This window comes from Streptomyces fuscichromogenes, assembly GCF_014645815.1.
Classification (GTDB): Bacteria; Actinomycetota; Actinomycetes; order Streptomycetales; family Streptomycetaceae; genus Streptomyces; species Streptomyces fuscichromogenes.
Genome location: NZ_BMML01000008.1, coordinates 118,849 through 143,117, shown reverse-complemented (window position 1 = coordinate 143,117; position 24,269 = coordinate 118,849). Strand labels below are relative to the sequence as shown.

The 24,269-nt window shown below is 71.3% G+C and carries 22 protein-coding genes and 4 pseudogenes; 14 read left to right on the top strand and 12 right to left on the bottom strand.

Features of this window, described 5'->3' with window-relative positions; translation table 11 throughout:
* The first annotated feature begins 80 nt into the window (after window positions 1–80).
* The 6 genes from IEZ11_RS19275 (at window position 81) to IEZ11_RS19250 (ending at window position 7,281) form a co-directional block, all read left to right on the top strand.
* The gene (locus tag IEZ11_RS19275) at window positions 81–1,325 is read left to right on the top strand and encodes a cytochrome P450 (RefSeq protein ID WP_189264041.1); all 1,245 of its coding nucleotides are present in this window, start codon (window positions 81–83) and stop codon (window positions 1,323–1,325) included.
* 27 nt (window positions 1,326–1,352) lie between these two features.
* Window positions 1,353–2,141, top strand: coding sequence for a VOC family protein (locus IEZ11_RS19270; protein WP_189264040.1), 789 nt, complete (start codon window positions 1,353–1,355; stop codon window positions 2,139–2,141).
* Window positions 2,142–2,209: 68 nt separating this feature from the next.
* On the top strand, window positions 2,210–3,316 hold the full coding sequence (gene rlmN, locus IEZ11_RS19265; protein ID WP_189264039.1) for a dual-specificity RNA methyltransferase RlmN: 1,107 nt from the start codon (window positions 2,210–2,212) through the stop codon (window positions 3,314–3,316).
* A gap of 223 nt (window positions 3,317–3,539) precedes the next feature.
* Window positions 3,540–4,628 carry a thiamine ABC transporter substrate-binding protein gene (locus tag IEZ11_RS19260; RefSeq protein ID WP_229713177.1) on the top strand — a complete coding sequence of 363 codons (1,089 nt, stop codon included), beginning with the start codon at window positions 3,540–3,542 and terminating at the stop codon, window positions 4,626–4,628.
* Window positions 4,629–4,663: 35 nt separating this feature from the next.
* Window positions 4,664–6,262 (top strand): ABC transporter permease, encoded by a 1,599-nt coding sequence (locus IEZ11_RS19255; protein WP_189264248.1) that lies wholly within the window; start codon window positions 4,664–4,666, stop codon window positions 6,260–6,262.
* Entirely contained in the window at window positions 6,262–7,281 is a 1,020-nt protein-coding gene (locus IEZ11_RS19250; RefSeq protein ID WP_189264037.1) for an ABC transporter ATP-binding protein, read from the top strand. Before IEZ11_RS19255 ends, IEZ11_RS19250 begins: the two co-directional genes overlap by 1 nt.
* A gap of 83 nt (window positions 7,282–7,364) precedes the next feature.
* Here the strand turns inward: IEZ11_RS19250 and IEZ11_RS19245 are convergent, their stop codons facing one another.
* The 7 genes from IEZ11_RS19245 to IEZ11_RS19215 form a co-directional block, all read right to left on the bottom strand.
* Window positions 7,365–8,090, bottom strand: coding sequence for an LAETG motif-containing sortase-dependent surface protein (locus IEZ11_RS19245; RefSeq protein ID WP_189264036.1), 726 nt, complete (start codon window positions 8,088–8,090; stop codon window positions 7,365–7,367).
* A gap of 138 nt (window positions 8,091–8,228) precedes the next feature.
* Window positions 8,229–9,305: an LOG family protein gene (locus tag IEZ11_RS19240; RefSeq protein WP_229713210.1), complete on the bottom strand. Its 1,077-nt coding sequence runs from the start codon at window positions 9,303–9,305 to the stop codon at window positions 8,229–8,231.
* A 124-nt stretch (window positions 9,306–9,429) separates the two neighbouring features.
* Window positions 9,430–9,837: a VOC family protein gene (locus tag IEZ11_RS19235; protein WP_189264034.1), complete on the bottom strand. Its 408-nt coding sequence runs from the start codon at window positions 9,835–9,837 to the stop codon at window positions 9,430–9,432.
* 95 nt (window positions 9,838–9,932) lie between these two features.
* The gene (locus IEZ11_RS19230) at window positions 9,933–11,654 is read right to left on the bottom strand and encodes a hypothetical protein (protein WP_189264033.1); all 1,722 of its coding nucleotides are present in this window, start codon (window positions 11,652–11,654) and stop codon (window positions 9,933–9,935) included.
* Window positions 11,636–12,376, bottom strand: a complete 741-nt coding sequence (locus tag IEZ11_RS19225; RefSeq protein ID WP_189264032.1) for an ABC transporter ATP-binding protein — start codon at window positions 12,374–12,376, stop codon at window positions 11,636–11,638. Before IEZ11_RS19225 ends, IEZ11_RS19230 begins: the two co-directional genes overlap by 19 nt.
* 240 nt (window positions 12,377–12,616) lie before the next feature.
* On the bottom strand, window positions 12,617–13,999 hold the full coding sequence (locus tag IEZ11_RS19220; RefSeq protein ID WP_229713176.1) for an aspartate aminotransferase family protein: 1,383 nt from the start codon (window positions 13,997–13,999) through the stop codon (window positions 12,617–12,619).
* Window positions 13,984–14,502 carry an Lrp/AsnC family transcriptional regulator gene (locus tag IEZ11_RS19215; RefSeq protein WP_189264030.1) on the bottom strand — a complete coding sequence of 173 codons (519 nt, stop codon included), beginning with the start codon at window positions 14,500–14,502 and terminating at the stop codon, window positions 13,984–13,986. The genes IEZ11_RS19220 and IEZ11_RS19215 overlap by 16 nt, the downstream gene beginning before the upstream one ends.
* A gap of 165 nt (window positions 14,503–14,667) precedes the next feature.
* Between IEZ11_RS19215 and IEZ11_RS19210 the strand changes: the two genes are divergently transcribed.
* Window positions 14,668–16,107 (top strand): gamma-aminobutyraldehyde dehydrogenase, encoded by a 1,440-nt coding sequence (locus tag IEZ11_RS19210; protein WP_189264029.1) that lies wholly within the window; start codon window positions 14,668–14,670, stop codon window positions 16,105–16,107.
* 130 nt (window positions 16,108–16,237) lie between these two features.
* On the opposite strand, the gene IEZ11_RS19205 is transcribed toward IEZ11_RS19210, so the two are convergent.
* Window positions 16,238–16,693 carry a hypothetical protein gene (locus IEZ11_RS19205; protein WP_189264028.1) on the bottom strand — a complete coding sequence of 152 codons (456 nt, stop codon included), beginning with the start codon at window positions 16,691–16,693 and terminating at the stop codon, window positions 16,238–16,240.
* Between the two features lie 130 nt (window positions 16,694–16,823).
* Here IEZ11_RS19205 and IEZ11_RS19200 point away from each other — a divergent pair, with 130 nt between their 5' ends.
* The 3 genes from IEZ11_RS19200 to IEZ11_RS19190 all read left to right on the top strand — a co-directional run bounded on the left by IEZ11_RS19200 (window position 16,824) and on the right by IEZ11_RS19190 (window position 19,979).
* Window positions 16,824–17,480 (top strand): response regulator transcription factor, encoded by a 657-nt coding sequence (locus IEZ11_RS19200; RefSeq protein WP_189264027.1) that lies wholly within the window; start codon window positions 16,824–16,826, stop codon window positions 17,478–17,480.
* Complete coding sequence (locus IEZ11_RS19195; RefSeq protein ID WP_189264026.1) at window positions 17,477–18,694, top strand: sensor histidine kinase; 1,218 nt, start codon at window positions 17,477–17,479, stop codon at window positions 18,692–18,694. The genes IEZ11_RS19200 and IEZ11_RS19195 overlap by 4 nt, the downstream gene beginning before the upstream one ends.
* 91 nt (window positions 18,695–18,785) lie before the next feature.
* The gene (locus IEZ11_RS19190; RefSeq protein WP_229713174.1) at window positions 18,786–19,979 is read left to right on the top strand and encodes an extracellular solute-binding protein; all 1,194 of its coding nucleotides are present in this window, start codon (window positions 18,786–18,788) and stop codon (window positions 19,977–19,979) included.
* A gap of 138 nt (window positions 19,980–20,117) precedes the next feature.
* Here the strand turns inward: IEZ11_RS19190 and IEZ11_RS19185 are convergent.
* The 4 genes and pseudogenes from IEZ11_RS19185 to IEZ11_RS19170 all read right to left on the bottom strand — a co-directional run.
* Window positions 20,118–20,330: pseudogene (locus IEZ11_RS19185) on the bottom strand (ISAzo13 family transposase); the annotation flags it as partial.
* A 71-nt stretch (window positions 20,331–20,401) separates the two neighbouring features.
* Entirely contained in the window at window positions 20,402–20,707 is a 306-nt protein-coding gene (locus IEZ11_RS19180; RefSeq protein ID WP_189264024.1) for a hypothetical protein, read from the bottom strand.
* The gene (locus tag IEZ11_RS19175) at window positions 20,704–21,618 is read right to left on the bottom strand and encodes a hypothetical protein (RefSeq protein ID WP_229713171.1); all 915 of its coding nucleotides are present in this window, start codon (window positions 21,616–21,618) and stop codon (window positions 20,704–20,706) included. Before IEZ11_RS19175 ends, IEZ11_RS19180 begins: the two co-directional genes overlap by 4 nt.
* Before the next feature lie 431 nt (window positions 21,619–22,049).
* Entirely contained in the window at window positions 22,050–22,604 is a 555-nt protein-coding gene (locus IEZ11_RS19170; RefSeq protein ID WP_189264023.1) for a hypothetical protein, read from the bottom strand.
* A 267-nt stretch (window positions 22,605–22,871) separates the two neighbouring features.
* On the opposite strand from IEZ11_RS19170, the pseudogene IEZ11_RS19165 reads away from it, so the two are divergent.
* The 4 genes and pseudogenes from IEZ11_RS19165 to IEZ11_RS50955 form a co-directional block, all read left to right on the top strand.
* A pseudogene (locus IEZ11_RS19165) lies at window positions 22,872–23,075 on the top strand (IS3 family transposase); the annotation flags it as partial.
* 120 nt (window positions 23,076–23,195) lie between these two features.
* Window positions 23,196–23,474, top strand: a pseudogene (locus IEZ11_RS19160) (epimerase); the annotation flags it as partial.
* Window positions 23,475–23,577: 103 nt separating this feature from the next.
* Window positions 23,578–23,673, top strand: a pseudogene (locus IEZ11_RS50960) (transcriptional regulator); the annotation flags it as partial.
* A gap of 176 nt (window positions 23,674–23,849) precedes the next feature.
* A complete protein-coding gene (locus tag IEZ11_RS50955; RefSeq protein WP_229713168.1) occupies window positions 23,850–24,194 on the top strand; it encodes an MmyB family transcriptional regulator in 345 nt (114 codons plus the stop codon).
* Window positions 24,195–24,269 lie beyond the last annotated feature (75 nt).

Below are 24,269 nucleotides of genomic sequence, written 5' to 3'. Positions count from 1 at the left end.
CAGAAATCGCAGGGTCGCGCCGGTCGGAGGCAGACTCCCAGTGAGGACGCTGTGTTCTCCGACGTGCAGGGAGTGTGCCCATGCCCCTCGACCCGGCCCCGGCCTCCACCCCGTCCCCGACCACGACTCCTCCGCCGGCGCGGTTCTGGCCCGTCGACGATCTGCCCGCCCTCGACCCGGACCCGTTCCTGGACGAGCTGCTGCGCGACGAGCCGGTCACCCGGATCAGGCTCGCGCACGGCGAGGGGGACGCCTGGCTGATCACCCGGTACGAGGACGTCCGGTTCGTCACCTCCGACCCGCGCTTCTCCCGGGAGGCGGTCGTCGGCCGCGACATCACCAGCATGCGTCCGGCGCCCGTGGCCTCCCAGACGGCCGGCCTCCAGTACATCGACCCGCCCCGGCACAACCGGCTGCGCCGGGTCGTCGCCCGTGCCTTCACCGGGCGGGCCATGCAGCGGCTGCGGCCGATGGCGGAGCGCCGGGCGGGCGAACTCCTCGACACCATGGAGGCCGCGGGCCCGCCGGCCGACCTCATGGAGCATCTGCACGGCCCCTTCCCGATCGCCGTGATCCGGGACTTCCTCGGCGTCGACGAGAAGGACTGGCACCGCTGGGCGGCCACCGGCGAGGCGCTGCTCTCCGCGGGCCCCGACGCCGAGGAGCGCGCCCGGGAGGCGGCCCGGACCACCCGGGCCCGGATCGCCGAGCTCCTGGACAGCCGCCGCGAGGAGCCCCGCGAGGACCTCGCCGGGGTGCTCGCCCAGGCCACCGCGGACGGCGAGATCACCCGTGACGAGGCGATCTCCCTGGCCACCGCCATCCAGGTCAGCGGCGGCCACGCGGTCCGCAACAACAGCGGCTCGATGATGTACGCGCTGCTCACCCACCCCAAGCACCTGGACCGGCTGCGCCGTGAACCGGAACTGCTCCCCAAGGCGGTGGACGAGCTGTTCCGCTACGTCCCGCACCGCAACGGCGTCGGCATCCCGCGTGTCGCCGTCGAGGACGTCGAGGTCGGCGGCCGGCTGATCCGGGCCGGTGAGGTGGTCTACAACGCCTATGTCGCCGCCAACCGCGACCCCGCCGTCTTCGACGACCCCGACGACCTGGACTTCGACCGCACCAACGGCCCCCACCTGGCCTTCGGGCACGGCCCGCACCACTGCATGGCCGCGATCATGGCCCGCATGGAGGCCGAGACCATGATCGGCTCGGTGCTCTCCCGCTTCCCCGGGATCCGGCTCGCGGTACCTTCGGAGGAGGTCGAGTTCCAGCGCCGGGGCCTGATCCGGGGACCGCGTACGCTGCCCGTGACCTGGTGACCGAGGCGGACCGAGGAGGCCCCCGCCATGCTGATGACCCCATACGTCCCCGGCGCCCCGAACTGGCTCGACGTGGGCACCCCCGACATCGACGCGAGCGTGGCCTTCTACTCCGCCGTCTTCGGCTGGCAGCACCGCTCCGCCGGACCGGCGGCGGGCGGCTACGGCTTCTTCGAGCAGGACGGCGGGACGGTCGCCGGGATCGGCCCGCTCACCGAGGAGGGCGCGAGCCCGTCCTGGACGGTGTACTTCCACACCCCGGACGCGGACGCCACCGCCGAGGCTGTGGAGCGGGCGGGCGGGAGCGTGCGGGTCGCCCCGGCCGACGTCCTCACCGCCGGGCGGGCGGCCGCCTTCACCGACCCCGCCGGCGCGGACTTCGCGGTCTGGCAGCCGGGCGACACCCAGGGCCTGGACCTCGTCGCGGTCCCGGGCAGCCTGGCCCGCACGGAGCTGTACACCACGGACGCGGCCGCGGCGAAGGCGTTCTACGGTTCGGTCTTCTCCTGGCAGACCCGCGACGTGCCGATGGGCCCGGAACTGACCTACACGGTCCTCGCCCCGGCCGGCGCCGGTCCGACGGCGGCCCACGGCGGGCTGATGCAACTGCCCCAGGCCAACCTCGACGCCGGATCGACCCCGGAATGGCACCCGTACTTCGAGGTGAGCGACTGCGACGCCACGCTCGCCAGGGCCACCGAGGCCGGAGCCACCGTCCTCGTCCCGGTCACCGACGCCCCCGGCATCGGCCGCTTCGCCATGTTCCTCGACCCCGTCGGCGCCCTCCTCGCCGCCATCACGACCGCCGGGCGCTGAGCCCCCGGACCTCCCCGGGAATCCACGGTCGCGGGTCACCCAAGTGGATCTGCGACACTGGTACCACCATGCCCAAGCCCGGAGAACTCACTTTCGTCGCGCCGCGCGGAGCCAAGAAGCCGCCGCGGCATCTCGCCGATCTCTCGCCCGCCGAGCGCAAGGACGCGGTGGCCGAGGCCGGTGAGAAGCCGTTTCGTGCCAAGCAGCTCTCGCAGCACTACTTCGCGCGGTACACGCACGACCCCGAGCAGTGGACGGACATCCCGGCCGGCTCGCGGGACAGGCTGCGGGAGGCGCTGTTCCCCGAGCTGATGACCGTCGTACGGCATCTGTCGACGGACGAGGGGACGACCCGCAAGACGCTGTGGAAGCTGTTCGACGGCACGCTCGTCGAGTCGGTGCTGATGCGCTACCCGGACCGGGTGACCATGTGCATCAGCTCGCAGGCGGGGTGCGGGATGAACTGCCCGTTCTGTGCGACCGGGCAGGCGGGGCTGGACCGGAACCTGTCCACCGCCGAGATCGTCCACCAGATCGTCGACGGGATGCGGGCGCTCAGGGACGGCGAGGTGCCCGGCGGGCCCGCGCGGCTGTCGAACATCGTCTTCATGGGGATGGGCGAGCCGCTCGCCAACTACAAGCGCGTGGTCGGCGCCATCCGGGCGCTCACCGACCCCGCCCCGGACGGGCTGGGGCTCTCGCAGCGCGGGATCACCGTCTCGACCGTCGGACTGGTCCCCGCCATCCACCGGTTCGCCGACGAGGGCTTCAAGTGCCGGCTGGCGATCTCGCTGCACGCCCCCGACGACGAACTGCGCGACACCCTCGTCCCCGTGAACACGCGGTGGAAGGTGCGCGAGGTCCTCGACGCCGGGTTCGAGTACGTCGAGAAGAGCGGGCGCCGGCTGTCGATCGAGTACGCGCTGATCCGCGACATCAACGACCAGGCCTGGCGCGGCGACCGGCTGGGGCGGCTGCTGCGCGGCAAGCCCGTGCACGTCAACCTCATCCCGCTGAACCCGACGCCGGGTTCGAAGTGGACCGCTTCGCGGCCCGAGGACGAGAAGGCGTTCGTCGAGGCGATCGAGGCGCACGGGGTGCCCGTCACCGTACGGGACACCCGGGGTCAGGAGATCGACGGCGCCTGTGGTCAGCTCGCGGCGACCGAGAGGTAACCGCCGTGGGGGCCGGGCGGTAGGATCAGGCCACCACATCTTCATATTCCGACAGGGGAGCGCCACAGCGCTGAGAGTGCGGCAATCGGGCCGCAGACCCTCTGAACCTCGCCCAGGTCATTCTGGGTAGGAAGTTCGGTCATCACTCAAGCTGTTGCGCCCTGCCCGCACACCGCGGGCGGGGCCGCGTCTCTTCCTGGTCAACTCCAGGAGGAAAACACCCGTGCACACCACGCACACCAGAACCTTCGTGGCCGCCGCGGTCGGCCTCGGGCTCGTGACGCTGTCCGCGTGCTCGTCCTCGCCCTCGTCGTCGGACGACGGGGCCGGGTCGAAGACCGTCACCCTCGTCAGCCACGACTCGTGGGCCGTCTCCAAGAACGTGCTCAAGGACTTCGAGAAGCGGTCCGGCTACCAGGTCCGGGTCCTCAAGGACGGTGACGCCGGACAGGCCGTCAACAAGGCGATCCTGACCAAGGACAACCCGCAGGGGGACGTCTTCTTCGGCGTCGACAACACCCTGCTGTCCCGGGCCCTCGACAACGGTCTCTTCCAGCCGTACGCGGCCAAGGGGCTCGGCACGGTCGGTACGGCGTACCAGCTCGACGCGGCCAGGCACCGGGTGACGCCCATCGACTACGGCGACATCTGCGTCAACTACGACAAGGCGTACTTCAGCAAGCACAAGCTGACCCCGCCGACGTCCTACGCCGACCTCGTCAAGCCGCAGTACAAGAACCTCCTCGTCACCGAGAACGCGTCCACCTCCTCGCCGGGGCTCGGGTTCCTGCTCGGGTCCGCCGCCGAGTACGGGAACGGCGGCTGGCCGGACTACTGGAAGAAGCTCAAGGCCAACGGCGTCAAGGTCGTCGACGGCTGGGAGCAGGCCTACAACGAGGAGTTCTCCGGCTCGGCCGGCGGCAGGAAGGCGGGCGGCGACCGGCCGCTCGTCGTGTCGTACGCCTCCTCCCCGCCCGCCGAGGTCATCTACGCCGACCCGAAGCCGAGCACCGCGCCCACCGGGGTCGCGACCGGCACCTGCTTCCGGCAGATCGAGTTCGCCGGACTGCTCAGCAACGCGCGGAACACCGAGGGCGGCAAGGCGCTCATCGACTTCCTGGTCTCCAAGGAGTTCCAGGAGGACATGCCGCTGAACATGTTCGTGTACCCGGTGGTCAAGGGGGCCACGGTGCCCGCCGAGTTCACCGAGTACGGGCCCGCCGCCAAGGACCCCGAGACCATGGCGCCGGACAGCATCGCCGCCAACCGTGACCAGTGGGTCAAGACGTGGACGTCACTCGTACTCAGGTGAGCGGCCGGCGCGGGAGCGCGGCGCGGCTCGGGCTGATGGCCCTGCCCGTCGCGTTCTTCGCCGTCTTCTTCGCCTGGCCGGTCGCGGCGATCGTCGCCCGCGGACTGAAGGTCGACGGGGTCTGGCGGTTCGGACGGATCGCCGACGTGGTGGCCCAGTCCGACATCCGGCACGTGCTGTGGTTCACCACCTGGCAGGCGCTCGCCTCCACCGCGCTCACCCTGCTGGCCGCGCTGCCCGCCGCCTATGTCTTCGCCCGCCTCGACTTCCCGGGCAAGCAGGTGCTGCGGGCCGTGGTGACGGTTCCCTTCGTGCTGCCGACGGTCGTGGTGGGCACCGCCTTCCTCGCCCTCGTCGGACGGGGCGGGCTGCTGGACGAGTTGTGGGGCGTACGGCTCGACACCACTGTCTGGGCCATCCTGTTGGCGCACGTCTTCTTCAACTACGCGGTCGTCGTGCGGACGGTGGGCGGGCTCTGGGCGCAACTGGACCCGCGGCAGGAGGAGGCCGCCCGGATGCTCGGCGCGTCTGCGTTCGGTTCCTGGCGGAAGGTCACCCTGCCCGCGCTCGCGCCCGCCGTGGCCGCCGCCGCGCTGATGGTGTTCCTGTTCACCTTCACCTCCTTCGGTGTGGTGCAGATCCTCGGCGGGCCCACCTTCGCCACCCTCGAAGTGGAGATCTACCGGCAGACCTCCGAGATCTTCGACCTCTCCACGGCCGCCGTCCTCACGATCGTCCAGTTCGCCGCGGTCGGCTCGATCCTCGCCGTGCACGCCTGGACGGTACGACGCCGGGAGAGCGCGCTGCGCCTGGTGGACCCGTCGGTGACGGCCCGCCGGCCGCGCGGGACCGGGCAGTGGGCACTGCTCGCCGGGGTCCTCGCCAGCATCGCCGTACTCCTGGTGCTGCCGCTGGCCGTGCTGGTACGGCGGTCGCTGGACGGGGGGTTCGGGTACTACCGGGCGCTGGGCGACGCCGACGGAGGGACCTTCCTGGTAGCGCCGATCGAGTCGGTCGTGAACTCGCTGGAGTACGCGGCCGCCGCCACCGCCTTCGCGGTGCTGATCGGCGGGCTCGCCGCCGCCGCACTGGCCCGACGGGACGCGGGGCGGCTGGTACGGGGCTTCGACGCGCTGCTGATGCTGCCGCTCGGGGTGTCCGCGGTGACCGTCGGCTTCGGGTTCCTGATCGCGCTCGACAGGCCGCCGCTGGATCTGCGCCAGTCGTGGATCCTGGTGCCGCTCGCCCAGGCGCTGGTCGGCGTCCCCTTCGTCGTACGGACCATGCTGCCCGTGCTGCGGGCCGTGGACGAGCGGCTGCGGGAGGCGGCGGCCGTGCTCGGGGCCGCTCCGTGGCGGGTGTGGCGGGAGGTCGACCTGCCGCTGGTGCGGCGGGCGCTGCTGATCGCGGCGGGCTTCGCGTTCGCGGTGTCGCTGGGGGAGTTCGGGGCGACGGTGTTCATCGCCCGGCCCGACAACCCGACCCTGCCGGTCGCCGTGGCCCGGCTGCTGTCCCGGCCCGGTGATCTCAACTACGGCCAGGCAATGGCCCTTTCCACGATTCTCATGCTGGTGTGCGCCGGTGCGCTGCTGCTTCTCGAACGGCTGCGGACCGACCGGACGGGGGAGTTCTGATGCTGCTGACGCTGGACGCGGCCACCGTGCGGTTCGGCGGGCGGGCCGTGCTGGACGCCGTCGGACTCGATGTCGCCGAGCACGAGGTGGTGTGCGTGCTGGGGCCGAGCGGGAGCGGCAAGTCGACGCTGCTGCGGGCGGTGGCGGGGCTGCAACCGCTCGACTCCGGGCGGGTGTTGCTCGACGGGCACGACCAGGCCCGGGTGCCGGCGCATCGGCGGGGGGTCGGGCTGATGTTCCAGGACCATCAGCTGTTCCCGCAGCGGGACGTGGGCGGGAACGTGGCCTTCGGGCTGCGGATGCGGGGCGCGTCCAAGGCGCGACAGGACACTGAGACGGGCGAGTTGCTGGAGCTGGTGGGGCTGCCGGGGGCCGCTCGGCGGGCGGTGGCCGCTCTCTCCGGCGGTGAACAGCAGCGGGTGGCGCTCGCGCGGGCGCTGGCCCCCCGGCCCCGGCTGCTCATGCTCGACGAACCGCTCGGGCAGCTCGACCGTTCGCTGCGGGAGCGGCTCGTGGTCGAACTCCGGGAGCTGTTCGGGCGGTTGGGTACCACCGTGCTCGCCGTGACGCACGACCAGGGCGAGGCGTTCGCGCTGGCCGACCGGGTGGTGGTGATGCGGGACGGGCGGATCGCCCAGACCGGTACGCCGCTCGACGTGTGGCAGCGGCCCGCGGACGAGTTCGTGGCCCGCTTCCTCGGCTTCGGCAACGTGGTTCCGGCGACCGTCGAGGGGACGGTCGCCGTGACGCCGTGGGGGAAGGTGCCGGTGCCCGAGGGCTCCGGGCAGGGGACCCGGACCCTGCTGGTACGGCCGGCCGGCGTACGGCTGGTCGCCGTCGACGCGGGGCTGCCCTGCACGGTGGCCGCCCGCACCTTCCAGGGCACCCATGTCACCGTCCACCTCCAGCCCCAGGACGGCCCTCGCCTGGAGGCGGCCTGCACGCTGCGGGAGGCCCCGGCGGCCGGGGACGCGGTGGGCGTCGAGTTCGACGCGACGGAGACCGTCGTACTGGACTGACCGGGTGCGCGTGCGCGGGTACGGCCGAGGCCCGCCCCCTGGACACGGGGACGGGCCTCGACGGTGTTCGAGCCAGAGGTGCGTCAGTTACCGCTGTGCGCCCCACGACGGCGCATCCCGAACCAGACGGCGCCACCGCCGGCCACCACGAGCGCGGCCGCGATGCCGGCGATCAGGCCGGTGTTGGAGTTGGCACCGGTCTCGGCGAGGTTGGACTCACCGACGGCCGGGGACGGGGCGTTGCTCGACGTGGACGCCGGAGCGGTGCTGCTGCTGTCCGAGGCCGACGGGGTCGGGGAGTCCGACTCGGCCGGGGTGGACTCGGACGCCGACGGCGACGGGGTCGCCGACTCCGACGGGGAGGGGCTGGAGCTCTCGTCGGACTTGCACGCCGTCGACGGGGTCGTCAGGTTGGGCGTGATGTCCGCGTCGACCTTGCCGTTGTCGGTCGTGACGCGGATCCGGTACACCGCGTTCGGCGCCCAGTCCTCGGAGAAGCTGACCGTGGCGCCCTCCTTGGTGCCCTTGATCGGCTTCGCGTCGCCGACCTGGCGGGCGTCGGCGCCGTTGCTCTCCAGGAAGACGCTGATGGTGGCCGGAGTACCGGAGGCGTCCTTGTCGGTCACCGTGATGACACCGTTGGAGCCGTCGCAGGTGGCTTCGGCGGAGAACTCTTTGATGTTGCACGCGAGGGCGGTGCTGGAGACGCCCAGGACCAGCGCGGCCGACGCGGAGGCAACACCCAGGATGCGCACGGAACTACGTGCACTGCGGCGGGATATGGACACGTTTGTCCTTACTGAGTGCATAACTGAGGGGGGCTGAAGGGGAATTGAAGCAACAGTGAGGTGAGGCATCAGAATCCCCAAGAGTCCCTCAGGTCTATAAGTGCGCCGTAAGTAGTGTCAACGCATATGCGGTCCACGGGTGTTGACTTTACCCGCGCTTTAACAGCTGAGACGTTTCAGCGCTTGTGAAGCTTGCTCGATCCGGTCAACGAGGGCGATACGGGACGCCATCGTCCGCTTCCCCGCGAGCGAGGTCAGCAGCTGCCAGGCCGGCAGTTCCCGGCTCCAGTGCGCCTCGTTCACGAGCACCATCGGGGTCGGCTCGCCCCGCGACTCGTAGTAGTTGGGCGTCGCGTTGTCGAAGATCTCCTGTACGGTCCCGGCGGCGCCCGGCAGGAACACCACACCGGCGTTGGAACGGGCCAGCAGGCCGTCCTCGCGGGTGGCGTTGGCGAAGTACTTGGCGATGTGCGCGGCGAAGGCGTTCGGCGGTTCGTGGCCGTAGAACCAGGTGGGGATGCCGACCGAGGGGCCGCCGTCCGGCCAGCGGTCGCGGACCTCGAAGGCGGCGCGCGCCCAGTCGGTGACGGACGGCCGGAACGACGGTGCCTTGGCGAGGAGTCGCAGCGCCTCGTCGAGCATCGCGTCGTCGAAGGGGGCCGCGTACGCGCCGAGGTTCGCCGCCTCCATCGCGCCCGGTCCGCCGCCGGTCGCCACCGTGAAGCCGGACCGCGCCAGCTCCCGGCCGAGCCGGGCGGCACCGGCGTACTCCGCCGTGCCGCGCGCCATCGCGTGGCCGCCCATCACGCCCACCACCCGGGCGCCGGACAGGAGTTCGTCCAGCGCGTCGGAGACCGCGTCGTCGTGGATCGAGCGCAGCATCGAGGCGAATATGTCGCCGTCCGCTCTGGTCTGCTCGAACCAGGCGTACGAGCGGGCGTCCGGGGTCGCCTCGTACCCCGCGTCGAGCGAGTCGAAGAGCTCGCCGGGCGTGTAGGCGAAGGCGCGGTAGGGGTCGAAGGGGAGGTCCGGGACCGGCGGGAACACCAGGGCGCCGGACGCGCCGACCCGGGCGGCGGCCTCGGGGGACATCGGGCAGCCGAGGAAGACGGCGCCGGCGGTGTCGGTGGCCAGCAGGACGTCCGTACGGTCCGTCAGGTCGACGGCCTGCAGGCGGTACCGGGCGAGCGTCCTGTGCGCGGCGACGACCTCGTCGAACTCGGCGAGGGACTCGATCTCACGGTCGCGGGCGGCCCGGTGCGAGAGTGCGGGGCGCGGCCGACCGGGGCGAGGCGGGCCGGGCCGCGGTCGGCCGGGCTGCGGCTGGGCGGGTGTCTGAGGCACCCGCCCATGCTAGACATCAGCCCTGCACCGCCGCCGGGTCCATCCACACGACCTCCCAGGAGTGGCCGTCGAGGTCCTCGAAGGAACGGCCGTACATGAAGCCCTGGTCCTGGACGTCGTCGTTGGCGGTGCCGCCGGCCGTGACCGCCTTCTCCACCAGTTCGTCGACCTTCTCGCGGCTCTCCGCGCTGAGGCAGATCAGCACCTCGCTGGTCTTCGTGGAGTCGGCGATCTCCTTCTTGGTGAAGTCGGCGTAGCGCTGCTTGCTCAGCAGCATCGCGATGATCGTGTCGCTGATCACGACGCAGGAGCAGTCGTCGTTGCTGAACTGCGGGTTGATCGAGTAGCCCAGCTCCGTGAAGAACTTCCGGGACGCGGCGACGTCGTCGGTGGCCAGGTTCACGAAGATCATCTGCTGGTACATGGGGTCTCTCCCTCTGGTGTCGTGCCGTTCGCGGGGATAGACCGGGGGCCACGGCGAAAGTCATCGCCGGGCCCGGACCTTTCTCGTACGGTCTTTCAGCGGGCGAGCGGGAGCGCGGCGAGCTCGGCGACCAGCAGGGTGAGGGGGCCGAAGAAGGCCACCAGGGCGCCGGCGCGCAGGGCCGCGGCGCTGCGCAGCACGGTCGTCGGGGCGCCGAGGCGGAGCAGGGCCGAGGTGGTGTCGGCGCGGGACTGGCGGGCCGCCACGGCCGTGGTGAGGAGGGTGGCGACCGTGCAGCCGGCCACCAGCAGGCCGCCGAGCACGGTGAGGGGGCCGAAGGCGGGGGCGCTGCCGTCGTCGCCGTCGAGGGTGGTGGCCGCGAAGGCCGCCGACGCGACCGCGCAGACGACGCCGAGGGGGCGGCCGATGCGGGTGGCCTCCGCCATCAGCACCCGGCCGGCGAGGAGGCGGCGGGCGCCGGGGCGGACGGACTGGAGGAGGAGGCCGCAGACGTGGGTGAGGCCGGGGGCGGCGAGGACCAGGCCGAGGGCGGTGAGCGACCAGCCGACGAGGACGCCGACGGGGCCTACGGCGAGGCCGCCGGGGAGCGCCGTCTGCGGGGTGGTCCCGGTGAAGCCGGCGTAGGACTCCACGGCGAGGCCCGCGGCGAGGACGGCGACGCCCCAGGGGAGGCCGGCGAGGGTGGCGGCGGCGAGAGGGGTGGCGGCGGGGAGGCCGGGGAGGCCGGGGAGCTGGTCCGGGGTGTCCTCGGTGCGGTCGGCGGGGGCCGGGGGGTGCGTTTCGCTCACCGGCGCCGACAGGGTGCCGTCCGTGGGGGCGGGGGTGGGCGGGGTGTCGCTTCCCGGCGCTTGCAGGGTGCCGTCCGCGCCCACCCGTGCCGCCACAGCGGCACGACCGCCCGCGGGATGACGTGCGGGCTGGGCGCCGCCCAGGGGCCGAAGGGGCGACCGGCTGCCGGTCGTGGGGGCGGAGGGGGGCTGGCCGCCGGTGGCGAGGGGTGGCTGGGTGCCCGTCGTGGGGACGTGCGGCGACTGGGCGTCGGTGGTGGGGGCGTGCGGTGAGTCGGTGTCCGTCGTGGGGGTGTGGGGCAGCTGGCTGCCGGTCGTGGGGGTGTGGGATGGCTGGAGGGTCGGCGTGGCGTTGTCGGGCGGGCGGGGGGCTGTTGTCGGGGCGCGGAAGAAGTTGGCTCCGAAGCGGCCGTAGGTGCCGAAGGATTCGCGTCTCGCCGTTGTCTCGTAGGCGCCGAAGCGGCCGTACCTGCGGGAGCGGGTGCCGGGGTGGGGCAGGTCTCGGGGGCGGAGCGCCATCGCGACCGTCGTGGAGGCCAGGACCGGGAGGACGGTCAGGAGGGTCAGGGCCGCCGGGAGGGGGAGGGGCCTGTCCGGTGCCAGGAAGTCCTTCGCCGCGCCGTCGAAGGGCATGCCCGTGAGGTCGCCGCGCAGGTGCAGGAAGACCAGGAGGGCCAGCAGGGAGCCCAGGACGCAGGCGAGGGCCGTGTTGAGGGCGGCGATCGCCATCAGGCGGGCCGGGCCCAGGCCGAAGGCCGAGAGGCCGGAGCGAGGCCTGGCAGCGGGGTCGGTTCGGGCCACCGCGACCGCCAGGTGCACGGTGGCGGCGACCGGGATCGCGCACCAGGACAGGCGCAGCAGCGCCGCCGTGGAGTGGTCCGGGTGGGCCAGCGCGTAGCCGAGGGCGGCGAGGAGGAGGAAGCCCGTGCCCGCCGCCGCCGTGGCCACCAGGAGGCGGCGCAGGTGGACGGCCGGGCGGGCGGCGCGGGTCAGACGGAGAGCGAGCACTCGGCCCGGCCTTCCGCTTCGGGGACCGGCGGCAGGTGGACCGTCTTCACCCGGCGGCCGTCCAGGAGCGTGACCTTGCGGTCGGCGAGGGCCGCCGTCTCCGCGTCGTGGGTGGCGAGGACGACCGTGATGCCGTGCGAGCGGGCCGCGGTGGTGAGCGTGCGCAGGACGTGGGCGCGGTCGGCGCGGTGCAGCGGGGCCGTCGGCTCGTCCGCGAAGAGGACCGTGGGGGCGGGGGCCAGGGCGCGGGCGATGGCGACGCGCTGGCGTTCGGCCTGCAGAAGCTCGGCCGGGTGCCTGCGGGCCTTGTCGCCGACGTCGAGGCGTTCCAGCCACTCCAGCGCGGCCACCTTGGCCCGGCGCCGGCCGGTGCCGCGCAGCATCAGCGGCAGGGCGGTGTTCTCCCAGACGTTCAGTTCGGGGACGAGCGTCGGGGCCGGGTCGATCCAGCCGAAGCGGTCCCGGCGCAGCCGCTCACGGGCGAAGGGGCCCATCCGGTGCACGGCCTGGCTGTTGAACCAGACCTCGCCGCCCTGTGCCGGGACCAGGCCGGCCAGACAGCTCAGCAGCGTCGTCTTGCCGCTGCCGCGCGGGCCGCTGACGGCGAGGATCTCGCCCTCCCGCACGCCGAGCGAGACGCCGGCGACACCGGGTGAGCCGTCCTGGTGGCGGAAGTGCAGGGAGCGTGCCCACAGCACGTCGTTGTCCGGCGGGGCCTCCATGGGCGTACACCTCGGTTCTGATCCGTTTTGCCGTGCCTTCCGTGCCTTCCCACGTCCGGGGGAACGAAGGCTGGGCCGATCGGTCACGTGCACGCTAGGCAGGACCGGAGGCGGAGCCCGGACAGCACACGGCCCCGGGCCGCCGTTCTCACTCGAACGGACGGCGCCGGGGCCGGATCGGACCGCTGATCCGATCATCAGAGCTTGATCAGAGCTTGATCAGAGCTTGATCGGGCTCGATCAGAGCTTCGTCCACGCCTCCGTGAGGGTGGCGCGCAGGATCTGCTCGATCTCGTCGAAGGTCTCCTGGTTGGAGATCAGCGGCGGGGCGAGCTGGACGACCGGGTCGCCGCGGTCGTCGGCACGGCAGTACAGGCCGTTCTCGAACAGGGCCTTGGAGAGGAAGCCGTACAGGACGCGCTCGGTCTCCTCGTCGTTGAAGGACTCCTTGGTGGCCTTGTCCTTGACCAGCTCGATGCCGTAGAAGAAGCCGTTGCCGCGGACGTCGCCGACGATCGGCAGGTCGTGCAGCTTCTGCAGGGTGGAGAGGAAGGCGCCCTCGTTGTCCAGGACGTGCTGGTTGAGGTTCTCGCGCTCGAACAGGTCGAGGTTGGCGAGGCCGACCGCCGCGGAGACCGGGTGGCCGCCGAAGGTGTAGCCGTGCAGGAAGGTGTTGTCGCCCTTGTAGAACGGCTCGGCGACGCGGTCGGAGACGATGCACGCGCCGATCGGGGAGTAGCCCGAGGTCATGCCCTTGGCGCAGGTGATCATGTCCGGGACGTAGCCGAACTTGTCGCAGGCGAACATCGTGCCCAGCCGGCCGAAGGCGCAGATGACCTCGTCGGAGACGAGCAGCACGTCGTACTGGTCGCAGATCTCGCGGACGCGCTGGAAGTAGCCGGGCGGGGGCGGGAAGCAGCCGCCCGCGTTCTGGACCGGCTCCAGGAAGACCGCGGCGACCGTGTCCGGGCCCTCGAACAGGATCTGCTGCTCGATCTGGTCGGCGGCCCAGCGGCCGAAGGCCTCCGGGTCGTCGCCGTGGATCGGGGCGCGGTAGATGTTGGTGTTCGGGACCTTGTGGGCGCCGGGCACGAGGGGCTCGAAGGGAGCCTTGAGAGCCGGGAGACCGGTGATCGACAGGGCGCCCTGCGGGGTGCCGTGGTAGGCGACCGCGCGGGAGATGACCTTGTACTTGGTCGGCTTGCCCTGGAGCTTGAAGTACTGCTTGGCGAGCTTCCAGGCGGTCTCGACGGCCTCGCCGCCGCCGGTGGTGAAGAAGACCTTGTTCAGGTCGCCCGGGGCGTGGTCGGCCAGTCGCTCCGCCAGCTCGACGGCCTTCGGGTGGGCGTACGACCACACCGGGAAGAACGCCAGCTCCTGGGCCTGCTTGAAGGCGGTCTCGGCGAGTTCCGTGCGGCCGTGACCGGCCTGGACCACGAACAGACCGGCGAGACCGTCGAGGTAGCGCTTGCCCTTGTCGTCGTAGATGTAGGTGCCCTCGCCCCGGACGATGGTCGGGACGGGGGAGTGCTCGTACGAGGACATGCGGGTGAAGTGCATCCACAGGTGGTCGTACGCGGTGCGGCTGAGGTCCTTCTGGCTCACGGTTATCGGGTTCCCCACATGTAGGTCTGCTTCTTCAGCTTCAGATAGACGAAGCTTTCGGTGGAGCGCACGCCGGGCAGCGCCCGGATGCGTTTGTTGATGACGTCCAGCAGGTGGTCGTCGTCCTCGCAGACGATCTCCGCGAGGATGTCGAACGAGCCCGCGGTCATCACCACGTACTCGACTTCCGACATGGCCGTCAGCGCGTCCGCTATGGACTCGACATCGCCCTCGACGTTGACGCCGACCATCGCCTGCCGACGGAAGCCCACGGTGAGCGGGTCCGTGACGGCGACGATCTGCATCACGCCCTGGTCCAGCAGCTTCTGGACGCGCTGGCGCACGGCGGCCTCGGACAGGCCGACGGCCTTGCCGATCGCGGCGTACGGACGGCGGCCGTCCTCCTGGAGCTGCTGGATGATGGCGAGGGAGACGGCGTCCAACTGGGGGGTGCCGTTCCTGGACTCGCGGGACGAGTCCCTCTGGTCTGCGTTTCGACTGGCCACGACCTCACTGTGCACGACGCCCTGACGGTTCCGCAAGGCCGTATCGATGAAATTCGTTGTTTGAGGTGTCGTGGATTGCGGATTTCGCAGACGTGGCGCCCGCGGGGGTGTTGAAAACGTGGGATCTCGGATTAGTGTGGGTGTCTCAGCCATTGGACACCCGAACTTGGAGGGCCGGCAGTGAGCACCGAGCTGCGTCGTCTGCGCAACTACATCGACGGTGAGTTCCGGGACGCCGCCGACGGACGGACCACCGAGGTGGTCAACCCCGCGACCGGCGAGGCGTACGCGACGGCCCCGCTGTCCGGGGCGGCCGACGTCGACGCCGCGATGGCGGCCGCCGCCGCGGCCTTCCCGGGCTGGCGCGACACCACGCCCGCCGAACGCCAGCGGGCCCTGTTGAAGATCGCGGACGCGTTCGAGGAGCGGGCCGAGGAGCTGATCGCGGCGGAGGTGGAGAACACCGGCAAGCCGACCGGGCTCACCCGCTCCGAGGAGATCCCGCCGATGGTCGACCAGATCCGGTTCTTCGCCGGTGCGGCCCGGATGCTGGAGGGCCGCTCGGCCGGCGAGTACATGGAGGGGATGACCTCCATCGTCCGCCGTGAGCCGGTCGGTGTCTGCGCGCAGGTCGCGCCGTGGAACTACCCGATGATGATGGCCGTGTGGAAGTTCGCCCCGGCGATCGCCGCGGGCAACACGGTGGTGCTGAAGCCGTCGGACACCACGCCGGCGTCGACCGTCCTGATCGCCGACATCCTCGGCGGGATCCTGCCGAAGGGTGTCTTCAACGTCGTCACCGGCGACCGTGACACCGGCCGGCTGATGGTCGAGCACCCGACCCCGGCGATGGCCTCCATCACCGGCTCCGTGCGGGCCGGCATGTCGGTCGCCGAGTCCGCGGCCAGGGACCTCAAGCGGGTCCACCTGGAGCTCGGCGGCAAGGCGCCGGTCGTGGTCTTCGAGGACACGGACATCGCCAAGGCCGTCGAGGACATCTCCGTGGCGGGCTACTTCAACGCGGGCCAGGACTGCACGGCCGCCACCCGGGTGCTCGTCCAGGAGTCCATCCACGACGAGTTCGTGGCGGCGCTCGCGAAGGCCGCGGCCGAGACGAAGACGGGCCGGCCGGACGACGAGGACGTGCTCTACGGGCCGTTGAACAACCCGAACCAGCTGAAGCAGGTCGCCGGCTTCATCGAGCGGCTGCCCGCCCACGCCAAGGTCGAGGCCGGTGGCCAACGGGTCGGCGACAAGGGCTACTTCTACGCGCCGACCGTCGTCTCCGGGCTGAAGCAGGACGACGAGATCATCCAGAACGAGGTCTTCGGACCGGTCATCACCGTCCAGTCCTTCACGGACGAGGACCAGGCCGTGGAGTGGGCCAACGGCGTCGACTACGCGCTGGCGTCCTCGGTGTGGACCAAGGACCACGGGCGCGCGATGCGGATGTCCAAGAGGCTGGACTTCGGGTGCGTGTGGATCAACACGCACATTCCGCTGGTCGCGGAGATGCCGCACGGCGGGTTCAAGAAGTCGGGGTACGGCAAGGACCTGTCCGGGTACGGGTTCGAGGACTACACGCGGATCAAGCACGTGATGACGTCGCTGGACGCGTAGTTCCCACAGCGTGCGACACGGCCCCGGACGGATCGAGTTCCGTCCGGGGCCGCGATGTTCCCCCCGGTTCCCCCCGGTTCCCCCCGGTGCCCCCCGGTGCCCCCCGGTGCCCCCCGGTGCCCTCGCCGGGCTACGGCAGCGCCGGCGGTTCGTCGGCGTCGGTCGACAGGGTGATGCCGACGTCCTTGAGGATCGGGGCGCAGGACCTGAGGGCCTTCTGGAACAGCTTCGGGTTCGGGGTGGCCCCGTTCTTGTCGGGTCCCCCCTGCACCTCCAGGGTCACCTTGCCGGCGGCGTTCCTGGCGGCGTTCCCGGTGGCGTGGAAGACGGGGACCGCCGGCTCACCGTGCGCGCGCATGCAGGCGGCGAAGTCGTCGTTGACCGCGTTCACGTCGGCGGGGGCGTTCCCGGTCGGCCGGTAGGAGACGGCGAGGGAGGCCCCTCCCCTGCCCGGGTGGCCGCCGCCCGAGTGGCCGGGAGCGGGCGACGACTGCGCCGCCGCCGCGCTGACCGTGCCGAGTGCGGCGGCCGATACGACGGCGATGCCGATGGCGATCCGTCGCGGCCGGGTTGCCAGTGCACGCATGGGTTCCTCCGTGGTGGTCGTGGTGTTCGCACTGTCGTGCTGACGGACTCCAGGCAACCGGCGGGACGGTTACGGCGCGGGAACGGCCGGGCTTATCGCGTTGTAACCGCCGACCGGCCACACTGACCGCATGCGTGTGCTGGTGGCCGAGGACCACGAGGAGCTCGCCGCGACCGTGGCTGCCGGGTTGCGCCGCGAGGGCATGGCGGTCGACCTGGCCTTCGACGGTCCGACCGCGCTGGAGCGGGCCGAGATCAACGGTTACGACGTCGTCGTACTGGACCGCGATCTGCCCGGGTTGCACGGCGACCAGGTGTGCCGGACCCTCGCCGAGGGGCGCGGCCGGGCGCGGGTGCTGATGCTGACGGCGTCCGGGACGGTGGCCGACCGGGTCGCGGGGCTCGGGCTCGGCGCCGACGACTATCTGCCCAAGCCGTTCGCGTTCGCCGAACTCGTCGCCCGCATACGGGCGTTGGCGCGGCGTGCGCAGCCCTCGTTGCCGCCGGTCCTGGTTCGCGGCGAGCTACGGCTCGACCCGGCTCGACGGGAGGCGACCCGGGGCGGACTCCGACTGGCGCTCAGCCCCAAGGAGTTCGCCGTGCTCGAACTGCTGCTGGGCGCACAGGGAACCGTCGTGTCGGCCGAGGAACTGCTGGAGCGGGCATGGGACGAGGCCGCCGATCCGTTCAGCCAGACCGTGAAGGTGACGGTCAGCAGGCTCAGACGCAAGCTGGGGACACCGCCGTTGATCGAGACGGTGGAGCGGGCGGGGTACCGGATCCGATGAACGGCCGCATCCCGTGGGTCTCCTGGCGTCCGCGCGGCATCCGCTGGCGTCTCACCCTCCTCTACAGCGCCCTGTTCACGGTGGCCGGCGCGCTGCTGCTGGGATTCACCTACTTCCTCGCCGCGAGCGCGGAGGGCGGCGAGACCTTTGCCTCCGGCGGGAGCGGCGACGGTCCGGTACCCGACGGGGACTCCTCGGCAACCGGCGCGCCGGTCCCGCCGTCCGTCCGCGCGTTCGCCGAGGCCGTCCGCGCGGACCAGATGCGGCAGCTCCTCATCGAGGCCGGTGTCGCGTTCGCCGTGATGGTCGTCCTGTCGGTCGCCCTGGGCTGGCTGATGGCCGGGCGGGTGCTGGCGCCGCTGCGCACCATGACCGCCGCCGCCCGCCGGATCTCCGCCGACAACCTGCACGAACGGCTCGCCGTGACCGGACCGGGGGACGAGCTGAAGGCGATGGCGGACACCATCGACGGTGTACTCGCCCGGCTGGAGGGCGCGTTCGAGGCCCAGAAGCGGTTCGTCGCCAACGCCTCGCACGAGCTGCGCACCCCGCTCACGCTCCAACAGGCGGTCGTCGACGTCACTCTCGCCGACCCTGACGCCTCCGTGGACGCGTTGCGGGCTGCCCTGCTGCGAGTGCGGGCGGCCGGGCAGGAGCAGGAGCGGCTCATCGACGCGCTGTTGACCCTGGCCCGCAGCCAGTGCGGTCTGGAGCGGCGGGAGTTGGTCGACCTGGCGCAGGTCGTACAGGCGTGGCTCCCGCACACCGGCGTACGGCTGGCGGTGCGGCTCGAACACGCGCCCGTGTACGGAGATCCGCAGCTCATCGAACGGCTCGTCGTCAACCTCGCCGACAACGCCGTCCGGCACAACCTCCCGGAGGGCGGCTGGGTGCGGGTGTGGACGGGGGTGGACGCGGCCGGGCGGCCGGGGCTGCGGATCGCCAACAGCGGGCCGGTGATCCCGGCGGACCGGGCGGCGGAGCTGTTCCAGCCGTTCCGGCGGCTCGGCGCGGAGGACCGGGTGCTCCCCCACGCTCGAACACGCTCGCGCGGGAGGGGCCCCCATCGGGACGGTCTCGGCCTCGGGATGTCCATCGCGGCGGCGGTCGTCGCGGCCCACGGCGGCCGGGTACGGGCGCACCCGCACCCCACGGGAGGACTCACCGTCGAGCTGGCCCTACCGCCGGTGACCGCCCACGTAACCCGGTGTTGACATGGGTCATCGACAAGGTGTCCGGTCCGCGTCGGGGCGCTCGACGCAGCGTCGATTGTCCGATCACCGGCATCGGCGGCATGCTGCAGGGGTGCCCCAGAATCCTCCCCGAACGCCCGCGCTCTCCCGTCGTTCCCTGCTGCGCGCGCTCGGCGGCACCGCCGCGCTCGGTGCGCTGGCGGGCTGCGGGGTGCCGGCCGCCTACGTGAAGGCAGGCGACCGCGCCGTCACCGACCTGTCCGCCACGGACCACAGACTGGTCTTCGCGAACTGGCCGCTGTACATCGACGTGGACGACGACAACCCGAACAAGCGGCCCACCCTGGACGCCTTCGAGAAGCACACCGGGATCTCCGTCGACTACATCGAGGAGATCAACGACAACGACGAGTTCTTCGGCAAGATCAGCCCCGCGCTGATGAACCACCAGTCCACCGGCCGGGACCTGATCGTCATCAGCGACTGGATGTGTGCGCGCTTCGTCCGTCTGGGCTGGGTCCAGAGGATGGACCGCGCCCGGCAGCCGAACGTGGCGAAGTACCTGGACCCGCTGCTCCGCTCGCCCGCCTTCGACCCGGGCCGCCTCTACACCGTGCCGTGGCAGTCGGGCATCACCGGCATCGCGTACAACCGCAGGAAGCTCGGCCGCGAGATCCGGCACGTCAAGGACCTCTGGGCGAGCGACCTCAAGGGCCGGGTGACCCTGCTCTCCGGCCTCGACGAGGCGTTCGCGCTGCTCATGCAGGGCAACGGCGTGGACATCACCCAGTGGACGGCCGACGACTTCCACGACGTCTGCGACGAGGTGCAGAAGCAGATCGACCGGGGCCAGATCCGCCGCTTCACGGGCAACGACTACACGAAGGACCTGGTCAGCGGCGACGTCCTGGCCTGCCAGGCGTACTCCGGCGACGTCATCCAGCTCCAGGCCGACAACCCCGACATCCGGTTCGTCGTCCCCGAGGAGGGCGCGGAGCTCTGGTCGGACTCCCTGATGATCCCGGACCGCGCCGCCCACAAGGCCAACGCGGAACGTCTCATCGACTACTACTACGACCCGCAGGTCGCCGCCGAGCTGGCCGCCTGGGTCAACTACGTCTGCCCCGTCCCGGCCGCCCAGCAGGTCCTCGCCGACTCCAAGGACAAGGACACCGCGGCCCTCGCCGACAATCCCCTGATCTTCCCGAACACCGCCATGCGCAAGCGCCTCGCCATCGCCCGCGACATCACCTCGGAGGAACGGGTCGACTTCGCCAAGCGATGGAACGCGATCGTGGGGCTGTAGGGGCCGGGGCAGGTTCTGTGACGAGGATTCTTGGTTGGCACAAAAGTGGGATGGTTGGCACCAAGATCACGACCGTTCGCCGAGGTGGCGGCGCATCACCTCGATGCACGCAGCTCGGGCGGCGTCAGATCGGTCCCGCGGATACGGCACTCGTCCCAACGGGTCCTGGCCGGACTCCAGTTCAGCCACCCCGCGCGAGACCGTGCCCTCCTGGACTCCGGCCGCACGGGCGACGAGTCTGTTTCCGCCGTGTCCCAGTGACCGAGCCTCCGCGCCTATGGCCAGCCGGCGCTGACGCTCGTCGAGATGCGGCAACAGCGTCTCGAACTTCGCGGCCAGGACGGCCTCGATGCCCTACGGTCTCCCCATACCACTGCAACGATCCTCGGAGTTGGAAGCCACGACTTGTTTCCCGGCACGCCCTAAGAGGTCCTAACGGAATGACCTACCCGGTGTCCGGTGGCTAGTGTCCGACGGTGGGTGATCCCGGTCTCGCAGAACGGGGCGTCGTCGTGGCGTACCCCGCGCGGCCACAAGCCCTCGCAGTCCCGCTCGTCGAGCAGGACGTGCCCGGCCTCCTGGAGGAAGTAGGTGAACCAGACGATGGGCCGCTCGTGGTAGTCGACGTCCCAGCCGGTCGCCGCCGTCGGTGCCGGACAGGGAGAGACGGCCCGGGATCCGAGCACTGTGTTGCTGCGGCACCAGCCGCTCGTCGCCGGTCTGGTCACTCCGGCTGGTGTTCCGGGCCCCCGAAGTCCGGACTGGTGTAGTCGGGGCTGGTGAAGCTCGGGCGCGATCCCCAGGCCGAGCCGTCGTCGGGGCTGGTGAAGCCCGGGCGGTCGTAGCCGATATGCGGCATGTGGCCAGTCGGAGCCGAAGATGCCGTGCGGTGCATGGCGCTCGTGTCCGGGTCTGCCAGCGCTGCCTTCAGGAACGGCAGGATGCCGCGCTCCAGCAGTGCCCCCCGCCAGGCCTCCCTGGCCCGGGCCACCTCCCCGCTCGCCTCGCCGTAGGCTCCGGCGTCCAGCGTGGGGCTGTTGCGCAGAGCCGTGAACAGCAGCCCGACGGCGGCTACGAGTATCGCGGCTGCCGTCACGGCGCCGAACACCCATCCGACGGTCAGCATGGTCTGGGCGAATGCCGGCTGCGGGTCCAGCATCTTCAGGACGTAGCCGACGAGGAGCAGCATTGCTGTGGCTGCGCCGGAGAGGACGGGGGCCAGCACCGCGACGACAGCGACGGCGCCGGCAGGCTTACTGTCGGTGGCCTCACCGAGGGTGGTGGCGAGCCCCAGCGCGCCGCCCGTGCCCGGCTCCGCGGAGCCGGAGTCCTGGACGGCGGCCGGGGTGGACCGCGCAGGGTTGCGCAGTTCCTCGCGGACCTTCACGTAGTGCTGGTACTCGGTCGCCGCGGCCGCCGTGATGAGTGCGGCGGCGTTGAGCGCCATGGTGCGCAGCTGTTCGGTGTTCAGACGCTGTCCCACAGCGCCCAGTTCCGGGCGGTACGGTGCGGAGCGCAGTGCCTCATCGAGGATCCGCTCGTACTCCTGGCGGTCCTCGCTGTGCAGGTGCTGCGGAACCGACCCCTGCCGCCGCGCGCCGTGTTCCTGGCGGTCCTCGCCCGGCAGGCGTTGCGGCACGGCACCGCTTTCGTACCTGGGATGTCCCTTCTGCTGGGGCCGTGGTCGCGGGCTCGGCGTGGGCGGCGGCGCGGTGGGGCTGCTCGTGCGATCGGTTTTCTGTGCTGCAGCCTTCCCTCCTTCATCCCGCGCGGATGTGTCGGACGCCTTCGCTGGATGCATCCGGATGCGCAGGGCCGAAGCGAGCAGACGGCGACCGAGGGGAGGCCGGTGTGGGGTTGAGGCGTCACTTGGCCTTGCCTGAACGCGGTCTGTGCCGGTTGGCGGCGCTTCGGGCGGGTCGGGGGTGCTGGCAGGCGAAGGAACGGGCGGAACGACGGTCCGATCCCGAGCGGCAGCGAGCCTGAACGACGCTGCGGGCGGCCGAAAGCCTGGGGACCGGCGCGAGAAGACAGCCAGAACACGGCCGGCGAAGGACTCAGCAGCCAGGGTCATACCTGCCCCCCGGCGTCTGCTGGTCCCTGTGGCGCGGTGATGCCCGTGCCTGGCTGCGGAACGTGCGTGGTGCTACCCCGTGGTTGCGTCAGCTCAGGAACACCATTGGCCTGCCCATGACCGTTGGGGTATGGCTGAGCGGCTTGCTGTTGTGCCTCCTCAGCCATACCGCCCAAGGCTGCCCGGCCGGCGTTCTTGACCGCTAATGGCACCAGCGAAGCGAGTTGTTGAACGACTGACAGCGCCCCCAAGCCGACCATGTAGGCCACGAGCGGGTTCACACTGTGCGTGTACGTCGCGGCGAGGACGCCCGTCGGAGCCCCACTTACGAACAGCCGCAGCACTGTGGCAACGCAATACCCCTGCCAGCCGGGCGCGGGCAACTGCTCCTCCCCCGGCCGCATATCAGGCTGGCGCCGTGGAGGATCGATCGTGTCCGGCTGCACGTTCCATGGCATCGTGCGGTGCCACTTGACGGACTTGATCACATCGACGGCCTCCATGGTGGCGCCACCAGCCACCCCCACCCCTGCGGCCATTAACCAGTCCATGAGCCGAGATTAGAAGGCCACGCAGCGTCAGGGAACCGCATCGCAGTATTCGCACCCACCGCGGGGAGTCGTGGCTTGAGCTTGACTCTGCCGGCGATCTCGAGTGGTCGAGGTCAGCTGGCGAGGGTTCGCCAGGACTTGGACCGGGGGACGCCGTGCTGGTCCAGGAAGGTCGGGAAGGCAGTCGGCGGCCGTGGTGAGGGCCACCTGCTTACGTGCGCCGCAGGGGCGCCTGCGGCGCACGGGCACCTGTCTCACATCCGCCTGGCGGCCATGGAGTCCTTCTTCAGCCTGCTGCAGAGGAACGTCGTCGACCGCCGGGGCTGGACCACCCGCGAGGAGCTGCGGATCGCGATCGTGACCTGGATCGAGAGGACCTACCACCGGCGCCGCAGACAAGCCGCACTGGGCCGACCGACCCCCGTCGAATTCGAGACCGTCATGACCGCACCGGCTCTCCAGGCCGCGTGACCGAACCTGCAGCAGACCCGTTCACGGCGAGGCTGGCTGAAATCGCGGATTGTGCCAGATGGTTTTGAACGCGTTCAACTCTTTGGTCCAGGCTCCCCCGAGACGAAGGAGGGGGAGCCGATGAAGATGGTGATTCCCGGGGGCACCGGACAGGTCGGCGCGGTCCTGAAGCGCGCACTGGACGCCGCCGGCCACGAGGTCGTGATCAATCTGGCCGGACGCACGGTGAGTTGCCGATACACGGCGGCCAATCTGCACGAAATGATGGACTCCCGGGTCGACTCCACCCGGGTCGTGGGCGCCGCGATCGCGGGCGCTGCCCGACCGCCCCGGGTCTGGCTGCAGATGAGCACCGCCACGGCGTACGCGCACCGCTTCGACGCCCCCAACGACGAGGCTGTACCAAAGTGCCAACTATGTCTCTGATTCCGCGCCTCAAGATGCTGATGCCAAGCCCTACCGGCACGGTTCCGATGGCCTGCCGGCGTCCGGCCGGCGCCGGGTGCCCGGCCTGCGACGGGACGAGCCGGCCCTGCTGGCCGGTATCAGCGCCGACTACTACCTGCGTCGGGAACAGGGCCGCGACCGCAACCCCTCACCCCAGGTCCTCGACGCCCTCGCCCGCGCCCTGCGCCTCGACGACGCTGCCGCCCGCCAGCTCACCGCCTCGCCGGCCCGGAGCGCTCCCGCAAGTGCCCGGCGCCCCGCCGCCCCGAGCGTGTCCCGGCGGGTATCCGGCGGCTCATCGACACCTGGCCGTACACCCCCGCCTGCGTGCACGGCCGGCTCATGGACGTCCTCGCCGCCAATCCCCTCGCCCAGGCGCTCACCCCTGTCCTCACCCCCGGCACCAGCCTGCCCGACGTCGACGACCTCGCCCGCACCGAACTGGTCGGCGAACTCTCCGTCCGCAGCGGACACTTCCGCACGCTGTGGTCCAGGCACGACGTCCGGCCCGAGCACAGCCGCTCCACCGTCTTCGAACACCCGCAGGTCGGGCCGCTGGCGGGCACCCCGTCCGCCGAACGCCGCGCCTTCCTGGCCTCCCTCGCGTCCACCCCAGACTCCTCTGCCGAACGCACGGCACCGGAGAGGAAGAACCACCGGACGCCGTCCTGAGCGTGCTCGGCGCCGGCGGCCGAAGCCGAACAGCTCACCAGGGCTGAGGGCCAAATCCCGGCCGGCGACTCGCGT